Genomic DNA, 13,940 nt, shown 5'->3' on the forward strand with positions numbered 1-13,940 from the left:
ATTAATTTTAAAAAGAAAAGATGAAAAAAATTATTCTAACAATCTGTTTAGTATTAGGCCTTAGTCAAATATCTAATGCACAAATTAATTTTGGTTTAAAAGGTGGTGTAAACTACAATAATAGTGGCGATGCTACTTTTTCATCTACAGGAAATGATGTATTAGAAGGTGCAGAATCTAAATCTGGTTATCATGCAGGTATTTGGTTTAGAGGCAATTTACCAATTGTAGGCTTGTATTTAAGACCAGAAATTGTTTACACACAAGTAAAAAGCGAATATATTTACAACAACTCATCAACAGATTATAATTTTAAAAAAATTGATGTTCCTGTTTTAATTGGTAAAAAATTCTTTGGATTTGCAAATGCTTTTATAGGTCCTTCTTTTCAATACATTTTAGATGATGAATTTAATTTTTCTAACCTAACTACCGATGAATTTGAGAAATTTTCTATTGGTGCACAAATGGGATTTGGAATTGAAATAGGTAACCTTGGTGTAGACGTTAGATGGGAAAGAGGTTTGTCTGAAAATGAAGCAAAATTTACTAATATTACTATTGATAATAGAACAGATCAAATAATTTTTGGCCTTTCTTTTAAACTATAGTTCGTTTAAATTATATACTTATTGAAAAGCAGAAAAATAATTTTAATTTTTCTGCTTTTTTTATTCTACATTAAATCTTAAGATTTAAACTAAAATTATTGAGACAAAATTCATCAATTTTATACCTTTGTAGAATAGTTAGTTAATATTTTCTATTTAATTTTTTTTATGAGGATTGATAAATATTTGTGGTGTATTAGAGTTTTTAAAACAAGAAGTATAGCTACAACTGCCTGTAAAAAAGGGCAAGTTAAAATTGATAATAAAAGCCTAAAACCATCTAAAGAAATATTTGGTAACGAGTTAATTGTTGTTAGAAAAAATCAAATCAATTATCAAATAAAAGTTTTAGATTTACCAGAAAATAGAGTTGGTGCAAAATTAGTAGATTTATATAGAAAAGACGTTACACCAAAAGAAGCCTTTGAAAAAACTGAATTGCTAAAATTTGCAAAAGATTATTACAGAAAAAAAGGTACAGGAAGGCCAACTAAAAAAGACAGAAGAGATATAGATAATTATCAAGAAGACATAATAGAAGAAGATGACAGCGACAAATAATGTAATATTAGACGAGTTACAAATTAAACAAAAAATTAAAAGGATTGCCTTTCAAATTTATGAAGCTAATAGTTCTGAAGAAGAAATTGTAGTTGCAGGGATTATTGGTAATGGTTTTATTTTTGCTGAAAAAATAGTGGCTGTTTTAAAAGAAATTTCTCCTTTAAAAGTAATTATTTGCGAAGTGATAATGGATAAAACAGATCCTTTAAAACCAATTTCTACTTCTATAGATATTAATGAATACAAAAACAAATCTCTTGTTCTTGTTGATGATGTTTTAAACTCTGGTACTACTTTAATTTACGGTGTTAAACACTTTTTAAGTGTTCCCTTAAAAAACTTTAAAACTGCTGTTTTGGTTAACAGAAATCATAAAAAATATCCTGTTAAGGCAGATTTTAAAGGGATTTCTTTATCAACCTCTATAAAAGAACATATTCAAGTAGAGTTTTCTGGTAAAGAAACAATTGCCTATTTAATTTAATTTATCGGCCAGTTCTTCTGCTACTTCTTTTTTACTTTTACCATCTATCTTTATAGTAAGTTTTGCTTTTTCATAAAAAGCACGTCTTTCAAAAAGGTGTTTTGCAACAAATTCCGGTATTTTACTATTTTCTAAGGAAGCAATTAGAGGTCTTTTGCTTTTCTTTTTAATTAGCCTATCTACTAATTTAGAAACACTACCTTGCAAATAAATAGAAATAACATCTTTACTATTGTTTATTTCATCCATATTATTTGCATAACAAGGAGTCCCTCCTCCTAATGAAAGGATAAAACTTTCATCTTTACTTAAAATTTCTTTTAAATATTTGTTTTCAATCAATCTAAAATAAATTTCTCCTTTTTTGTCAAAAACTTCCGAAACAGACATTCCTTCTTTCTCTATAATGTAATCATCTAAGTCTAAAAAACTCATAGATAACAATTTAGACAATCTCTTACCGATGCTAGATTTTCCTGAAGCCATATAACCTAAAAGTACTATTTTCATTGATTTTTATTTTTTTACAAATATCTACAAAAAATAATAAAAATATACTGATTAATCCAAATATTGATATTATATTTGCACGCGGTTAAAATGACCTGGTAGCTCAGTTGGTAGAGCATCTCCCTTTTAAGGAGAGGGTCCTGGGTTCGAGCCCCAGCCCGGTCACAAAAAGGTTAAGCAAATGCTTAACCTTTTTTAGTTTTCTTACAATGCGCGCACGTGGCGAAACTGGTAGACGCGCAGCCTTGAGGGGGCTGTGAACGTAAGTTCGTGGAAGTTCGAATCTTCTCGTGCGCACAATTTAAATAAAGTTTTAATTAGAACTTTATTTTCTTTACTTGAAAAGAATTAAAAATTAAATTTTTAAACTTTGATTTTATAAACAGATACTTCGTTTAAACTAACATCAGTTTAGAAATTATTTCCTCTCCTAGCTCTTCGTTCATCATTTTTATAATCTTATCTTTACCGTAACTTAACTCTTCACGTAAAACAGAAGACGTTAATTGTATAACCAATGTTTTGTTTTGCAGTTTTACAGAAGTGGTATTATTTGCCACACCTGGTCCCATCATAGAATTCCATGTTTCTTCTATCTTCAACTTTTGCATTCCTTTACTTAAGTTGTTTTCTTTAATAAAACTCTGCATTAAATCTTTTACAGAAAATGATTCGTTTTCTCTTTTTGTCATTATAATTTAAAAATCTGATAAGGTTTATTACTCTGTTTTAATATATTTTCTGTTCTTTCGGAATGTGTATCTGTAATAAAGATTTGTCCGAATTCATCATTATTAACCAATTCTATAATTTGAGAAACTCTATTTTCATCTAATTTATCAAAAATATCATCTAACAATAAAATAGGTGTTACATTAGATTGTTGTTTAATAAACTCAAACTGAGCCAATCTTAAAGCTATTAAATAAGATTTCTGTTGCCCTTGAGAGCCAAATTTTTTAATAGGATAATCTCCAATATCAAAACTTAAATCATCTTTATGAATACCTGTTGTTGTATATTGAATAATTTTATCTTTAGTTAAAGAATCTTTTAATAAATCTTGCATAGAAAAATCGTTTAACTGACTTTTATACAAAAGATTCACACGCTCTTTATCACCAGAAATTATTTGATATTTACTATTAAATATAGGTATAAATTTTTCTAAAAAATCTTTTCTTACTTTATAAATACGAGCTCCATATTCACATAATTGATCATCGTAAACACTTAAGTTTAAAGCATCAAAAGTTCTATTTGCTGCAAAATATTTTAACAACGCATTTCTTTGAGTTAATACTTTATTATATGATAATAAATCTTGTAAGTATTTTTTATCTTGTTGAGAAATTACACCATCAATAAATTTTCTTCTTGTATCACTACCTTCTGTTACTAAATCTCTATCTGCTGGCGATATTATTACTAAAGGTAATTGACCAATATGTTCAGAAAATTTCTCGTAACTCTTTCCGTTTCTTTTTAAAACCTTCTTTTGTCCGTTTTTTAAACTACATACAATTTTTTCATTTCTATCGTTTAAAACATAATCTCCTTCAATCATAAAAAAGCTTGTTCCGTGCATAATATTCTGCTTTGCTACAGAATTAAAGTAACTTTTAGCAAAAGATAAATAGTAAATTGCATCTAAAACATTTGTTTTTCCTACTCCGTTATTACCAACAAAACAATTTATTTTTTTCTGAAAATCAAATGATTGAGATTCTATATTTTTAAAATTAACTAAAGAAATCTTTTGTAAATACATGAATAAAAAAATAGGTTAAAAATGAATTGCAAATTATTGAAAATTTAGCGAATTATAGTCTTTTAAAATCCAATTAAAAAAACTATTTTTGTCGCCACTAATTTTTAAGCAAAAATGGCAACATACAAGAAAAGAGGATATAAACCTAAAGTTCAAAAAGAGGTTAACCAAGTTGAAGAAACAGAATACGAAACTGCAGAAGTATTTAATACTTTAGAAGAAACAGCTTCTAAATCTGAGCAATGGATTGAAAAAAATAGCAAACCTTTATTTTTAGGTTTAATAGGTATTGTGGTTATCTTTTTGGCTTATTTAGGCTATAACAAATTTATAGTAGAACCAAATGAAACAGAAGCTGCAAATGAATTAGCTTTTCCAAGAACATATTTTGATGAAGCTGCAACAGCTGGCTCTGGTATAGACTCTTTATTAACTTTAGGTTTAGAAGGTGCTAATGGAAAATATGGTTTTTTAGATATTGCAGATTCTTACAGTGGTACAGATGCAGGAAACTTAGCAAATTACTATGCGGGTGTTTCTTACTTACAAATGAAAAAATACGACAAAGCTATTGAGTATTTAAGTAAATTTAATTCTGATGATGAAATGTTAGGCCCTGTTTCTTTAGGTGCTATTGGTGATGCTTTTGCAGACATAAATCAACCAGAAGATGCTTTAGAATATTACGAAAAAGCAGCTAATAAAAAAGATAATGAATTTACAACTCCTTTATTTTTATATAAAGCAGGACAAATTGCAATGCAGTTAAAAGATTTTGACAAAGCAGAAACACTTTTTACTAAGATAAAAGAAAATTATGCAAAGTCTGAGCAAGGAAGAGATATAGAAAAATTTATTTCTGCAGCTAAGTATGCAAACTAGTAATAGTTATTTAGGTCTTTAGTAAAACCTAACTACTAAAACTACAACAACTTAAAACTAAAAAATGGCAACAACTAATTTATCTATATACGATAAAGCTACAATCCCAAATGCGAAAAATTTTCGATTTGGGATTGTTGTTTCAGAATGGAATCCTGAAATTACAGAAAACCTACACAAAGGCGCAATAGAAACCTTATTAGATTGCGGTGCTACTAAAGAAAACATTATTTCTTGGAATGTTCCTGGTAGTTTTGAGCTTGTTTATGGTTGTAAAAAAATGATTATAACCGAACAGGTAGATGCAATTATAGCAATTGGTAATGTAATACAAGGAGAAACAAAACATTTCGATTTTGTTTGTGAAGGTGTTACACAAGGTATTGTAGATTTAAATATAAAATACGATGTACCTGTTATTTTTTGCGTACTAACAGATAATACAAAACAACAATCTTTAGATAGATCTGGTGGTAAATTAGGTAATAAAGGTACAGAATGTGCAGTTGCTGCAATAAAAATGGCAGCATTAAAAACCATAGGTAGCCCAAAAGAAAGTATAGGATTTTAATATTATAAAATGATTTTTTAGTTTAAATACTAAAGATCATTTTAAGAATACTTTTAACATCATTTTTTGAAAATTTACTTTTAATTTTTTAAATTTGATTCACTTATTTTAATTGGTATAATAATTGATTTATTCTAAAAAAAATTATTAACCAATATTTCTAAAAACTATGGGATTTTTAAAACGTACAAATAAAAAATTTGATTACCAACCTAGATATTATAAGGGAGATGGAAATCCTTATAAAATTGAACATAAATTAGATCAATTTAGAAAAACTGCAGGAAAAAATAGAGGTCTTAAAAATAAATTTAATGATGCTATAGAAGATTTAAAAAACTCAGATAAAACTGTAAATAAAAATCTTTTAATAATTATAGCTATTTTAATACTTATCTTCTTGTACATTATAGACTTCGATTTATCTATTTTTAAAAGAAATTAATGTCTGATATTATTCAACTATTACCCGATCATGTTGCTAATCAAATTGCAGCAGGAGAAGTAGTGCAACGCCCTGCTTCTGTTGTAAAAGAGCTTTTAGAAAATGCAATAGATGCTGGTGCAACAAATATAAAATTACTTTTAAAAGATGCCGGCAAAACTTTAATTCAGGTAATAGATGATGGTAAAGGGATGAGTGCTACAGATGCAAGAATGTGTTTTGAACGCCATGCTACATCTAAAATACAAAAAGCCGAAGATTTATTTAATCTTTGCACCAAAGGTTTTAGAGGAGAAGCTTTGGCATCTATTGCTGCAATTGCTCATGTAGAGCTAAAAACAAAAGAAGATAATGAAGAACTGGGTTCTTCTATAAAAATAGAAGGTAGTAAAATAGTGTCTCAAGATTTTGTTTCTACAAGCAAAGGAACAAGTTTGGCAGTAAAAAATTTATTTTACAACATACCTGCAAGAAGAAATTTCTTAAAATCTGATACTGTAGAAACAAGACATATTGTTGATGAGTTTCAAAGAGTTGCTTTAGCACATCCAAATATTTCTTTTTTATTACATCATAATAATAATGAAGTTTATCATTTAAAAAGCAGTAATTTAAGAAAAAGAATTGTTGCTGTTTTTGGTTCTAAAATGAATGAAAAACTAGTACCTATTGATGAACAAACAGATATTTTAAATATTGAAGGGTTTGTTGCTAAACCCGAGTTTTCTAAAAGAAAAAGAGGAGAACAATTCTTTTTTGTAAATGATCGTTTTATAAAAAGTTCTTATCTAAATCATGCCGTTGTTAATGCTTTTGATGGCTTATTAGAACAAGGTGCCCATCCGTCTTATTTTTTATATTTAAAAGTACCTGCAAACACTATAGATATCAACATTCATCCTACTAAAACAGAAATTAAGTTTGATAATGAAAAGGCTTTATATGCAATGTTAAGAGCAACAGTAAAGCATAGTTTGGGGCAATATAATGTAGCACCCGTATTAGATTTTAATAGAGATGCAACTTTAGATACTCCTTATGATTTTAATGCGAAACAAAAGTCTACTTCTGTTCCAAAAATTTCTATAGATCCAAATTTTAATCCTTTTAAAGAAGAAGAACCGAAAAAAAATAATTTCCCTTTTAAAAGAGAAAAACAAACTGATAGTTGGGAGTCTTTATACACATCTACAACTGTTTCTCATAAAGAAAATAACCAAGAATTATTTAATAATCAAGAAGAAGTAAAAACACAAAAAACTTTTCAAATACAACGCAAATATTTGTTAAGTTCTATAAAATCTGGTGTAGTTTTAATAAACCAATCTTTAGCTCATCAACGTGTTTTATATGAAAGCTTTTTAGAAAGCATTACTGTTAAAGAAGCTAATAGCCAACAATTATTATTTCCTGTAAAAATTTCTTTTTCATCAGCAGAAATAGAAATGATTTATACCATTAAAACAGAATTAGAAAATGCTGGTTTTTCTTTTGATGAATTTACAAAAGACAGTGTTACAATAAAAGGAATTCCGGTATCTGTTACAGAAAGTAAAATAACAATTATATTAGAAGAATTATTAAGTGATATAGATTTAGAAGTACCAGATGCTAGTTTTAGTTATTTTGATATTATGGCAAAATCGTTTGCTAAAACATTGTCTATTAAAACGGGAACATTACTTTCTGAAAAAGAACAAGAAGGTTTAGTTAATGATTTGTTTTCTTGTAAAGAGCCTACTATTTCTCCTTTTGGCAAGTCTACATTTAAAACATTAACTTTAAACGAAATTGATAATCTATTTAATAACTAAATAATGAATAGACTTACAGACGCTATAAAACACTTGATAATAATTAATGTAATAATATTTATTGCACCTCAATTATTACAATTAGATTTTACAAATATACTAGCTTTACATTTTCCTAAAAACGAACATTTTGGTTTTTGGCAATATCTTACACACATGTTTATGCATGGTAGTTTTGCACATATTGCTTTTAACATGTATGGGTTATGGGCATTTGGTACGCCTTTAGAACAAATGTGGGGAAGAAATAAGTTTTTATTCTTCTATTTTTCTGCAGGCTTAGGTGCTGGTATTATATATACTTTGGTTAATTATTATCAATTTAGCATTCCATATGAACAATTATTAAATTCAGGAATTACAGAAAATGAATTAATTAAAATATTTAATTACAATGGTGATACAGTAGGTAATTTCATTAATAATGCTAATAATGTTCTATCTTCTAATACAAATATTACTAATTATAAAGAGATGGCAGATGATTTACTAGAGGCATATAAATTTTTTAATACAGAAGCAGTAGGTGCATCTGGCGCTATTTATGGAGTTTTAGTTGCTTTTGGTTTATATTTTAAGGATGCTAAATTAGCTTTAATCTTTTTTCCTGTACCAATAGCTGCAAAATACTTTATTCCTGTAATGATTTTGGGAGATTTATTTTTTGGTATGACAAAATACTCTGTAGGAAATGTTGCACATTTTGCCCATATTGGTGGTGCTTTAATAGGTTTTTTAATAGCTTTGTATTGGAAAAAAAATCAATTTAAAATAAATTAATGAGTTTTATTGATAACATAAAATCACGCTATAAAGGCGGTAATATTGTAGAAAAATTAATCTACATAAATATTGCTGTATTTGTTTTAATGTTATTAATTAACACTTTTAGTGGTTTATATAATAGTGATTCTAGTTGGTTTATAAAATGGTTTTCTTTAGACGATAATTACAGCGCTTTATTAACTAAACCATGGACAATTATAACTTATGGTTTTTTACACGCTGGTTTTATACATATTCTATTTAATTTAATTGCTCTCTATTATATTGGAAACCTTTTTATAGAATATTTTACACAAAAACAATTACTGTCTTTCTATTTATTAGGTACTTTATTTGGTGGTTTATTTTACCTTTTAAGTCAAAATTATTTTCCTCTTTTTCAAGGAAGATCTTCTTATTTGGTAGGTGCGTCTGCAGGTATTTCTGCTATATTTGTTGGTATTGCAACTTATTTACCTAATTACCAATTAAAAATACGTTTTATAGGTTTTGTTAAACTGTGGCATTTAACAGCTATTTGGATTGCCTTAGATGTTTTGGGTTTATCTGGTGATAATGCAGGAGGTCACTTTGCACATTTAGGAGGTGCTTTATTAGGTTTCTTATATGTAAATCAATCTTCTAATAAAAAATTAAAAATTTGGGATAAAATATCTGCTATTTTTTCATCAAAGAAAAAACCATTAAAAACGGTTTATAAATCACCTAAAAAGACTACAAAATCAAATAAAAATTCATCTTTAACACAACAACAGATAGATGCAATTTTAGATAAAATAAGTAAATCTGGTTACGATACTTTATCTAAAGCAGAAAAAGAATTTTTATTTAAACAAGGAAAAAAATAGCATGAAAAATTTATCGTTTTTTGACAAAATCATCTACGTAATAAATTCATTATTTGCTACTTTATTATTATTCTCTTATTTTTTACGTTACATCTCTCCAGAAGCTGTACCTGTTTTTGTTGTTTTAAGTGTTTTTATTCCTATTTTAATAATAATAAATATAATTTTTGTTGCCTATTGGGTAATCAGACTAAAAAAACAATTTTTACTCTCCTCTTCTATTTTAGCAATAGGATTATTATTTTCTACCCCTTTTTTTAAATTTTCTGGTAAAAATATTTCTACAAAAGGCGAGTTAAAAATAATGAGTTATAACGTTAAGTCTTTTGACCTTTTTAAACAATTTGATGAAAATGCCGTAAAAAATGGTTTCGACTTTATAAAAGAAGTAGATCCTGATATTTTGGTTCTACAAGAATTTTACGAAAAGAAAAGAACAAAAGAACCAGATATTTCTTTTCCGCATAAGTATTTAAAGATGATCTCTAAAAATAAAACTTATGGAATGGCCATTTATTCTAAATATAAAATAATAAATTCTGGCTCTTTAGATTTTGAAAACACCTTTAATAATATAATTTTTACAGATATATTAAAAGGTAAAGACACTATTAGAATTTACAATATTCATTTAGAGTCTTTAGGGATAACACAAGATATAGAACATTTTGACGAAAAAAAATCTAACAAACTACTAAGAGCAGCTACAAACTCTTTTAAAAAACAAGCAAACCAAACCAAAAAATTTGTAGAGCATGATAAAACGTGGAAAGGAAAAAAAATAGTTTGTGGAGATTTTAATAACACCTCTTTTTCTTGGGTTTACAATCAAATATCTAAAGATAAAAAAGATGCTTTTGTAGAAGCTGGACAAGGTTTTGGTAAAAGTTATAATTATCCTTTTCCTATGAGAATAGATTTTATTTTAGCCGATAAAACAGCTTCAGTAAATCAGTTTGAAACTTTTAAAGACAAGTATTCTGATCATTTTCCTATAACAGCAACATTAAATTGGGAAGAATAAAACATTTAATTTTTATAAATTAAAAATATATTTACTCTCTTGGTCTTTATCTTCATTGATAAACTTATCAACCAAAATAAAATTATTTTTTTCTAATATTTTTACAGATGCTTTGTTTTTATCAACTACATAAGCAACAATTTTTTTTAAATTGATTTGTTTACAATAAAGTAATAATCCTTTGCAGATTTCTGATCCAAAACCAAGATTCCAGTATTTTTCTAAAAACCGATATCCAATTTCGTTTTCTAAACTTTCTTTTATTAAAGCTACTGTACCAATAAATTTAGGGTCCTTTTTAGTTACAACTGCATAAATCCAAAAATTATTATTTGGTAGATTATACTTATCAATTAAACTTTTAAGTTCTTTTTTATGCTCTTTAAAAGTTTTTACATTTCCATCTACAAATTTCATGACATTCATATTTCTTTGCATTTTATGAAACCCACTTAAGTCTTCTAAAACAAGTTTTCTAACAATTAAGTTTTCAGTTTCAAAAATCATGAATAATATCGTACTTTTGTCAGCCATAAATATACAAGAATGAATGCTGAGAAAAAAGTAGCTTTTTATACTTTAGGATGTAAGTTAAACTTCTCTGAAACATCTACAATTGCTCGTAATTTTACTAACGAAGGTTTTAAACGTGTTGATTTTGAAGAAAATGCAGATGTATATGTAATTAACACCTGTTCTGTAACAGACAATGCAGATAAACGTTTTAAGTCTATTGTAAAAAATGCTCTAAAGAAAAATGAAGATGCATTTTTAATTGCTGTTGGCTGTTATGCGCAGTTAAAACCAGAAGAATTGGCTGCTGTAGATGGTGTAGATTTGGTTTTAGGTGCAACGGAAAAATTTAATGTTACTAGTTATATTAACGATTTAACTAAAAATAACGTTGGTGAGGTGCATTCTTGTGAAATTTCTGATGCCGATTTTTACGTTGGTTCTTATTCTGTAGGAGATAGAACTCGTGCATTTTTAAAAGTACAAGATGGCTGCGATTATAAATGTACTTATTGTACAATACCTTTAGCTCGTGGAATTTCTAGAAGCGATACTTTAGAAAACGTTATACAAAACGCTAAAGAAATATCATCTAAAGGCATTAAAGAAATTGTTTTAACAGGCGTTAATATTGGTGATTATGGTAAAGGTGAATTTGGTAATAAAAAACACGAACATACTTTTTTAGAATTGGTAAAAGAATTAGATAAAGTAAACGGTATTCATCGTTTACGAATATCATCTATAGAACCAAATCTTTTAAAAGATGAAACGATTGATTTTGTTGCTAAATCAGATTCTTTTGTGCCTCATTTTCATATTCCTTTACAATCTGGTAGTGATGATTTGTTAAAGAAAATGAAACGTAGATATTTAACAAATACATACACAAATAGAGTTTCTAAAATTAAAGAAGTAATGCCAAACGCTTGTATTGGTGTTGATGTTATTGTTGGTTTTCCCGGAGAAACAGATGAAAAGTTTTTAGAAACATACAACTATTTAAATGAAATGGATATTTCTTATCTACACGTTTTTACATACTCTGAAAGACCAAATACAGAAGCAGTAAATTTTGATGGTGTTGTGCCCAAAAAAACTCGTGCAAAACGTAGTAAAATGCTACGTGGTTTATCTGCTAAAAAAAGACGTTCTTTTTATGAAAAACAATTAGGCAACACACTTACTGTTCTATTTGAAAATGAAAATAAAGAAGGATATATAAACGGATTTACAGAGAATTACGTAAAAGTAAAAACTCCTTGGAATCCAGAATTAGTAAATACATTACATACAATTAAACTTACCGAAATTGATGAAGATGGTCTAGTCAGATTCGATTTTATCTAATTATAACATTAATCATTAGGTTTTTACCCCCAATAAATCTATTAAAATGAACAAAACTCATGTCTATTTAGTACCAGGCTTAGCTGCTGGTCCTGAAATTTTTGAAAACTTAAATCTTTCTAAAGAAAAATATCAATTACATTATTTAGAATGGAAAATTCCCTTAGCTAAACAAGAAACCATTGCTAATTACGCCATGAGAATGTGCGAAGACATAAAAGAAGATAATCCTGTATTAATTGGTGTTTCTTTTGGCGGAATTATGGTACAAGAAATGAGTAAGTTTGTAAACACAAAACAAGTTATAATTATTTCTAGTATAAAAAAAATGGATGAGTTACCTAAAAAATTTAAACTCGCAAAAATTACAAAAACCTATAAACTTTTTCCTACAAAAGTTGTATCCAACTTTGAGAGTTTTGCTCATTTCTTTTTAGGTAAATCTTTAAAGAAAAGAGCAGACATTTATAAGAAATATTTATCCGTAAGAAACGAATTATATTTAAATTGGTCTATTGATAATGTTTTAAAATGGCAACAAGAAAAACCTATAAAAAACATTACGCATATACATGGTACAAAAGATCATATTTTTCCTAATAAAAACATTGATAATTATATAAAAATTGATGGAGGTACCCATATAATGATTTTAACAAAAGCAAAAAAAATTTCTCAAATTATTGATAAAACTTTAACTAGTTAATCTTAATGTTTTCTCTATTTTTAACTTTTAAAAAAAATTCCATGAATAAATCATTCCGTTTTCTTTCACTTTTAGCCATTGCAGCAATTACAATTTTGTTTTACAACGCTATTAACAAAGATATTACAGACCCTCAAACAAGTACAGATAAAACATACAGAATTAAAGCTTTAAAATTACCAGCAAACTTAAACCTTGCAGGAGAAAGAGTTCCTATAGAAAATCCTAACATTAAAGAAAGAATGGATAGAGAACTTTTAGTAAATACTTATTGGCAATCTAACGGTTTACTATTAATTAAAAGAGCTAATAAATACTTTCCTATTTTAGAACCTTTGCTTAAAAAATATGGTTTACCAGATGATTTTAAATTTTTAGCATTAGCAGAAAGTGCTTTTATAGATGAAACATCTTCTGCTGGCGCTGCAGGAATGTGGCATTTTATGAAAGCTACTGGTAAAGAATATGGTTTAGAAATAAATAGTAATGTAGACGAACGTTACAATATAGAAAAATCTACAAAAGTTGCTGCAGAATACTTAAAAAAAGCAAAACAACGTTTTGGCTCTTGGACACTAGCTGCTGCATCTTATAACGCAGGAATTTATGGAGTTAGTAAAAGATTGAAAACCCAACAAGTAGATAGTTATTACGATGCTTTATTACCTAATGAAACAGAAAGATATGTTTTTAGAATTCTTGCATTAAAAGAAGTAATTTCTAATCCTAAAAAATATGGTTTTATATTTGATAATGATGATTTGTATACATTACCTAAAACCAAAACAATTAAAGTAGACACAGCTATAGCTAATATTGCATCTTTTGCTAAAAAATTTGGTATTACTTATAAAGAATTAAAACTTCATAATTCTTGGTTAAGAGAAAACAAACTTAACAACAAAAGCAGAAAGCTTTACGAAATTAAAATTCCTATTAAATAATTAAAGTACTTATTTATTACAACATATAAAAAAAGCTTCAACTAACGTTGAAGCTTTTCCTCTCTTAATTCAAATTCAATTCAATGAAATTTTTTGATTTCAATTTTACAAATGTTA

At 27.2% G+C, this 13,940-nt stretch carries 17 protein-coding genes and 2 tRNA genes; 15 read left to right on the forward strand and 4 right to left on the reverse strand.

Annotated elements, in window-relative coordinates:
• Window positions 1-20: 20 nt before the first annotated feature.
• From KI686_RS10900 to KI686_RS10910, 3 genes are all read left to right on the forward strand, one after another.
• Window positions 21-611, forward strand: coding sequence for an outer membrane beta-barrel protein (locus KI686_RS10900; RefSeq protein WP_237589322.1), 591 nt, complete (start codon window positions 21-23; stop codon window positions 609-611).
• Window positions 612-779: 168 nt separating this feature from the next.
• Window positions 780-1,172, forward strand: a complete 393-nt coding sequence (locus tag KI686_RS10905) for an RNA-binding S4 domain-containing protein (protein WP_237589323.1) — start codon at window positions 780-782, stop codon at window positions 1,170-1,172.
• Entirely contained in the window at window positions 1,156-1,659 is a 504-nt protein-coding gene (locus KI686_RS10910) for a phosphoribosyltransferase family protein (protein WP_237589324.1), read from the forward strand. The genes KI686_RS10905 and KI686_RS10910 overlap by 17 nt, the downstream gene beginning before the upstream one ends.
• On the opposite strand, the gene KI686_RS10915 is transcribed toward KI686_RS10910, so the two are convergent.
• A complete protein-coding gene (locus KI686_RS10915; protein WP_237589325.1) occupies window positions 1,651-2,169 on the reverse strand; it encodes a shikimate kinase in 519 nt (172 codons plus the stop codon). The genes KI686_RS10910 and KI686_RS10915 overlap by 9 nt on opposite strands.
• A gap of 92 nt (window positions 2,170-2,261) precedes the next feature.
• Here KI686_RS10915 and KI686_RS10920 point away from each other — a divergent pair.
• Window positions 2,262-2,334 (forward strand) — tRNA-Lys (locus tag KI686_RS10920).
• 48 nt (window positions 2,335-2,382) lie between these two features.
• Window positions 2,383-2,466: transfer RNA gene (locus KI686_RS10925), tRNA-Leu, on the forward strand.
• Window positions 2,467-2,564: 98 nt separating this feature from the next.
• Here the strand turns inward: KI686_RS10925 and KI686_RS10930 are convergent.
• Window positions 2,565-2,861, reverse strand: coding sequence for a DciA family protein (locus KI686_RS10930; protein WP_237589326.1), 297 nt, complete (start codon window positions 2,859-2,861; stop codon window positions 2,565-2,567).
• Complete coding sequence (gene recF, locus KI686_RS10935) at window positions 2,861-3,940, reverse strand: DNA replication/repair protein RecF (RefSeq protein WP_237589327.1); 1,080 nt, start codon at window positions 3,938-3,940, stop codon at window positions 2,861-2,863. Before recF ends, KI686_RS10930 begins: the two co-directional genes overlap by 1 nt.
• 114 nt (window positions 3,941-4,054) lie before the next feature.
• Here recF and KI686_RS10940 point away from each other — a divergent pair, with 114 nt between their 5' ends.
• The 7 genes from KI686_RS10940 (at window position 4,055) to KI686_RS10970 (ending at window position 10,310) form a co-directional block, all read left to right on the forward strand.
• On the forward strand, window positions 4,055-4,822 hold the full coding sequence (locus KI686_RS10940; protein ID WP_237589328.1) for a tetratricopeptide repeat protein: 768 nt from the start codon (window positions 4,055-4,057) through the stop codon (window positions 4,820-4,822).
• 64 nt (window positions 4,823-4,886) lie between these two features.
• Window positions 4,887-5,393 (forward strand): 6,7-dimethyl-8-ribityllumazine synthase, encoded by a 507-nt coding sequence (ribH, locus tag KI686_RS10945; RefSeq protein ID WP_237589329.1) that lies wholly within the window; start codon window positions 4,887-4,889, stop codon window positions 5,391-5,393.
• A gap of 169 nt (window positions 5,394-5,562) precedes the next feature.
• Window positions 5,563-5,838 (forward strand): riboflavin synthase subunit beta, encoded by a 276-nt coding sequence (locus KI686_RS10950; RefSeq protein ID WP_237589330.1) that lies wholly within the window; start codon window positions 5,563-5,565, stop codon window positions 5,836-5,838.
• Complete coding sequence (mutL, locus tag KI686_RS10955; RefSeq protein ID WP_237589331.1) at window positions 5,838-7,652, forward strand: DNA mismatch repair endonuclease MutL; 1,815 nt, start codon at window positions 5,838-5,840, stop codon at window positions 7,650-7,652. The genes KI686_RS10950 and mutL overlap by 1 nt, the downstream gene beginning before the upstream one ends.
• A gap of 3 nt (window positions 7,653-7,655) precedes the next feature.
• Window positions 7,656-8,432, forward strand: coding sequence for a rhomboid family intramembrane serine protease (locus tag KI686_RS10960; protein ID WP_237589332.1), 777 nt, complete (start codon window positions 7,656-7,658; stop codon window positions 8,430-8,432).
• The gene (locus tag KI686_RS10965; protein WP_237589333.1) at window positions 8,432-9,286 is read left to right on the forward strand and encodes a rhomboid family protein; all 855 of its coding nucleotides are present in this window, start codon (window positions 8,432-8,434) and stop codon (window positions 9,284-9,286) included. Before KI686_RS10960 ends, KI686_RS10965 begins: the two co-directional genes overlap by 1 nt.
• Window position 9,287: 1 nt before the next feature.
• A complete protein-coding gene (locus tag KI686_RS10970; protein WP_237589334.1) occupies window positions 9,288-10,310 on the forward strand; it encodes an endonuclease/exonuclease/phosphatase family protein in 1,023 nt (340 codons plus the stop codon).
• Window positions 10,311-10,322: 12 nt separating this feature from the next.
• Here the strand turns inward: KI686_RS10970 and KI686_RS10975 are convergent, their stop codons facing one another.
• Window positions 10,323-10,817, reverse strand: a complete 495-nt coding sequence (locus tag KI686_RS10975) for a GNAT family N-acetyltransferase (RefSeq protein WP_237589335.1) — start codon at window positions 10,815-10,817, stop codon at window positions 10,323-10,325.
• A gap of 39 nt (window positions 10,818-10,856) precedes the next feature.
• Between KI686_RS10975 and mtaB the strand changes: the two genes are divergently transcribed.
• From mtaB to KI686_RS10990, 3 genes are read left to right on the forward strand one after another with little or no spacing between them, the layout of a single operon-like run.
• Window positions 10,857-12,173, forward strand: a complete 1,317-nt coding sequence (mtaB, locus tag KI686_RS10980; protein ID WP_237589336.1) for a tRNA (N(6)-L-threonylcarbamoyladenosine(37)-C(2))-methylthiotransferase MtaB — start codon at window positions 10,857-10,859, stop codon at window positions 12,171-12,173.
• 46 nt (window positions 12,174-12,219) lie between these two features.
• On the forward strand, window positions 12,220-12,879 hold the full coding sequence (locus KI686_RS10985) for a YqiA/YcfP family alpha/beta fold hydrolase (RefSeq protein ID WP_237589337.1): 660 nt from the start codon (window positions 12,220-12,222) through the stop codon (window positions 12,877-12,879).
• A gap of 41 nt (window positions 12,880-12,920) precedes the next feature.
• Complete coding sequence (locus KI686_RS10990; RefSeq protein WP_237589338.1) at window positions 12,921-13,823, forward strand: lytic transglycosylase domain-containing protein; 903 nt, start codon at window positions 12,921-12,923, stop codon at window positions 13,821-13,823.
• The last annotated feature ends 117 nt before the right edge of the window (window positions 13,824-13,940 follow it).

It is taken from the genome of Polaribacter sargassicola, from assembly GCF_021991835.1.
In the GTDB taxonomy this organism is placed as follows: Bacteria; Bacteroidota; Bacteroidia; order Flavobacteriales; family Flavobacteriaceae; genus Polaribacter; species Polaribacter sargassicola.

What these genes read in the sequence shown, in the direction of transcription:
- KI686_RS10900 (WP_237589322.1), top strand. Translation starts at nt 21, where the DNA reads ATGAAAAAAATTATTCTAACAATCTGTTTAGTATTAGGCCTTAGTCAA.
- KI686_RS10905 (WP_237589323.1), top strand. Translation starts at nt 780, where the DNA reads ATGAGGATTGATAAATATTTGTGGTGTATTAGAGTTTTTAAAACAAGA.
- KI686_RS10910 (WP_237589324.1), top strand. Translation starts at nt 1,156, where the DNA reads ATGACAGCGACAAATAATGTAATATTAGACGAGTTACAAATTAAACAA.
- KI686_RS10915 (WP_237589325.1), bottom strand. Translation starts at nt 2,169, where the DNA reads ATGAAAATAGTACTTTTAGGTTATATGGCTTCAGGAAAATCTAGCATC.
- KI686_RS10930 (WP_237589326.1), bottom strand. Translation starts at nt 2,861, where the DNA reads ATGACAAAAAGAGAAAACGAATCATTTTCTGTAAAAGATTTAATGCAG.
- recF (WP_237589327.1), bottom strand. Translation starts at nt 3,940, where the DNA reads ATGTATTTACAAAAGATTTCTTTAGTTAATTTTAAAAATATAGAATCT.
- KI686_RS10940 (WP_237589328.1), top strand. Translation starts at nt 4,055, where the DNA reads ATGGCAACATACAAGAAAAGAGGATATAAACCTAAAGTTCAAAAAGAG.
- ribH (WP_237589329.1), top strand. Translation starts at nt 4,887, where the DNA reads ATGGCAACAACTAATTTATCTATATACGATAAAGCTACAATCCCAAAT.
- KI686_RS10950 (WP_237589330.1), top strand. Translation starts at nt 5,563, where the DNA reads ATGGGATTTTTAAAACGTACAAATAAAAAATTTGATTACCAACCTAGA.
- mutL (WP_237589331.1), top strand. Translation starts at nt 5,838, where the DNA reads ATGTCTGATATTATTCAACTATTACCCGATCATGTTGCTAATCAAATT.
- KI686_RS10960 (WP_237589332.1), top strand. Translation starts at nt 7,656, where the DNA reads ATGAATAGACTTACAGACGCTATAAAACACTTGATAATAATTAATGTA.
- KI686_RS10965 (WP_237589333.1), top strand. Translation starts at nt 8,432, where the DNA reads ATGAGTTTTATTGATAACATAAAATCACGCTATAAAGGCGGTAATATT.
- KI686_RS10970 (WP_237589334.1), top strand. Translation starts at nt 9,288, where the DNA reads ATGAAAAATTTATCGTTTTTTGACAAAATCATCTACGTAATAAATTCA.
- KI686_RS10975 (WP_237589335.1), bottom strand. Translation starts at nt 10,817, where the DNA reads ATGATTTTTGAAACTGAAAACTTAATTGTTAGAAAACTTGTTTTAGAA.
- mtaB (WP_237589336.1), top strand. Translation starts at nt 10,857, where the DNA reads ATGAATGCTGAGAAAAAAGTAGCTTTTTATACTTTAGGATGTAAGTTA.
- KI686_RS10985 (WP_237589337.1), top strand. Translation starts at nt 12,220, where the DNA reads ATGAACAAAACTCATGTCTATTTAGTACCAGGCTTAGCTGCTGGTCCT.
- KI686_RS10990 (WP_237589338.1), top strand. Translation starts at nt 12,921, where the DNA reads ATGAATAAATCATTCCGTTTTCTTTCACTTTTAGCCATTGCAGCAATT.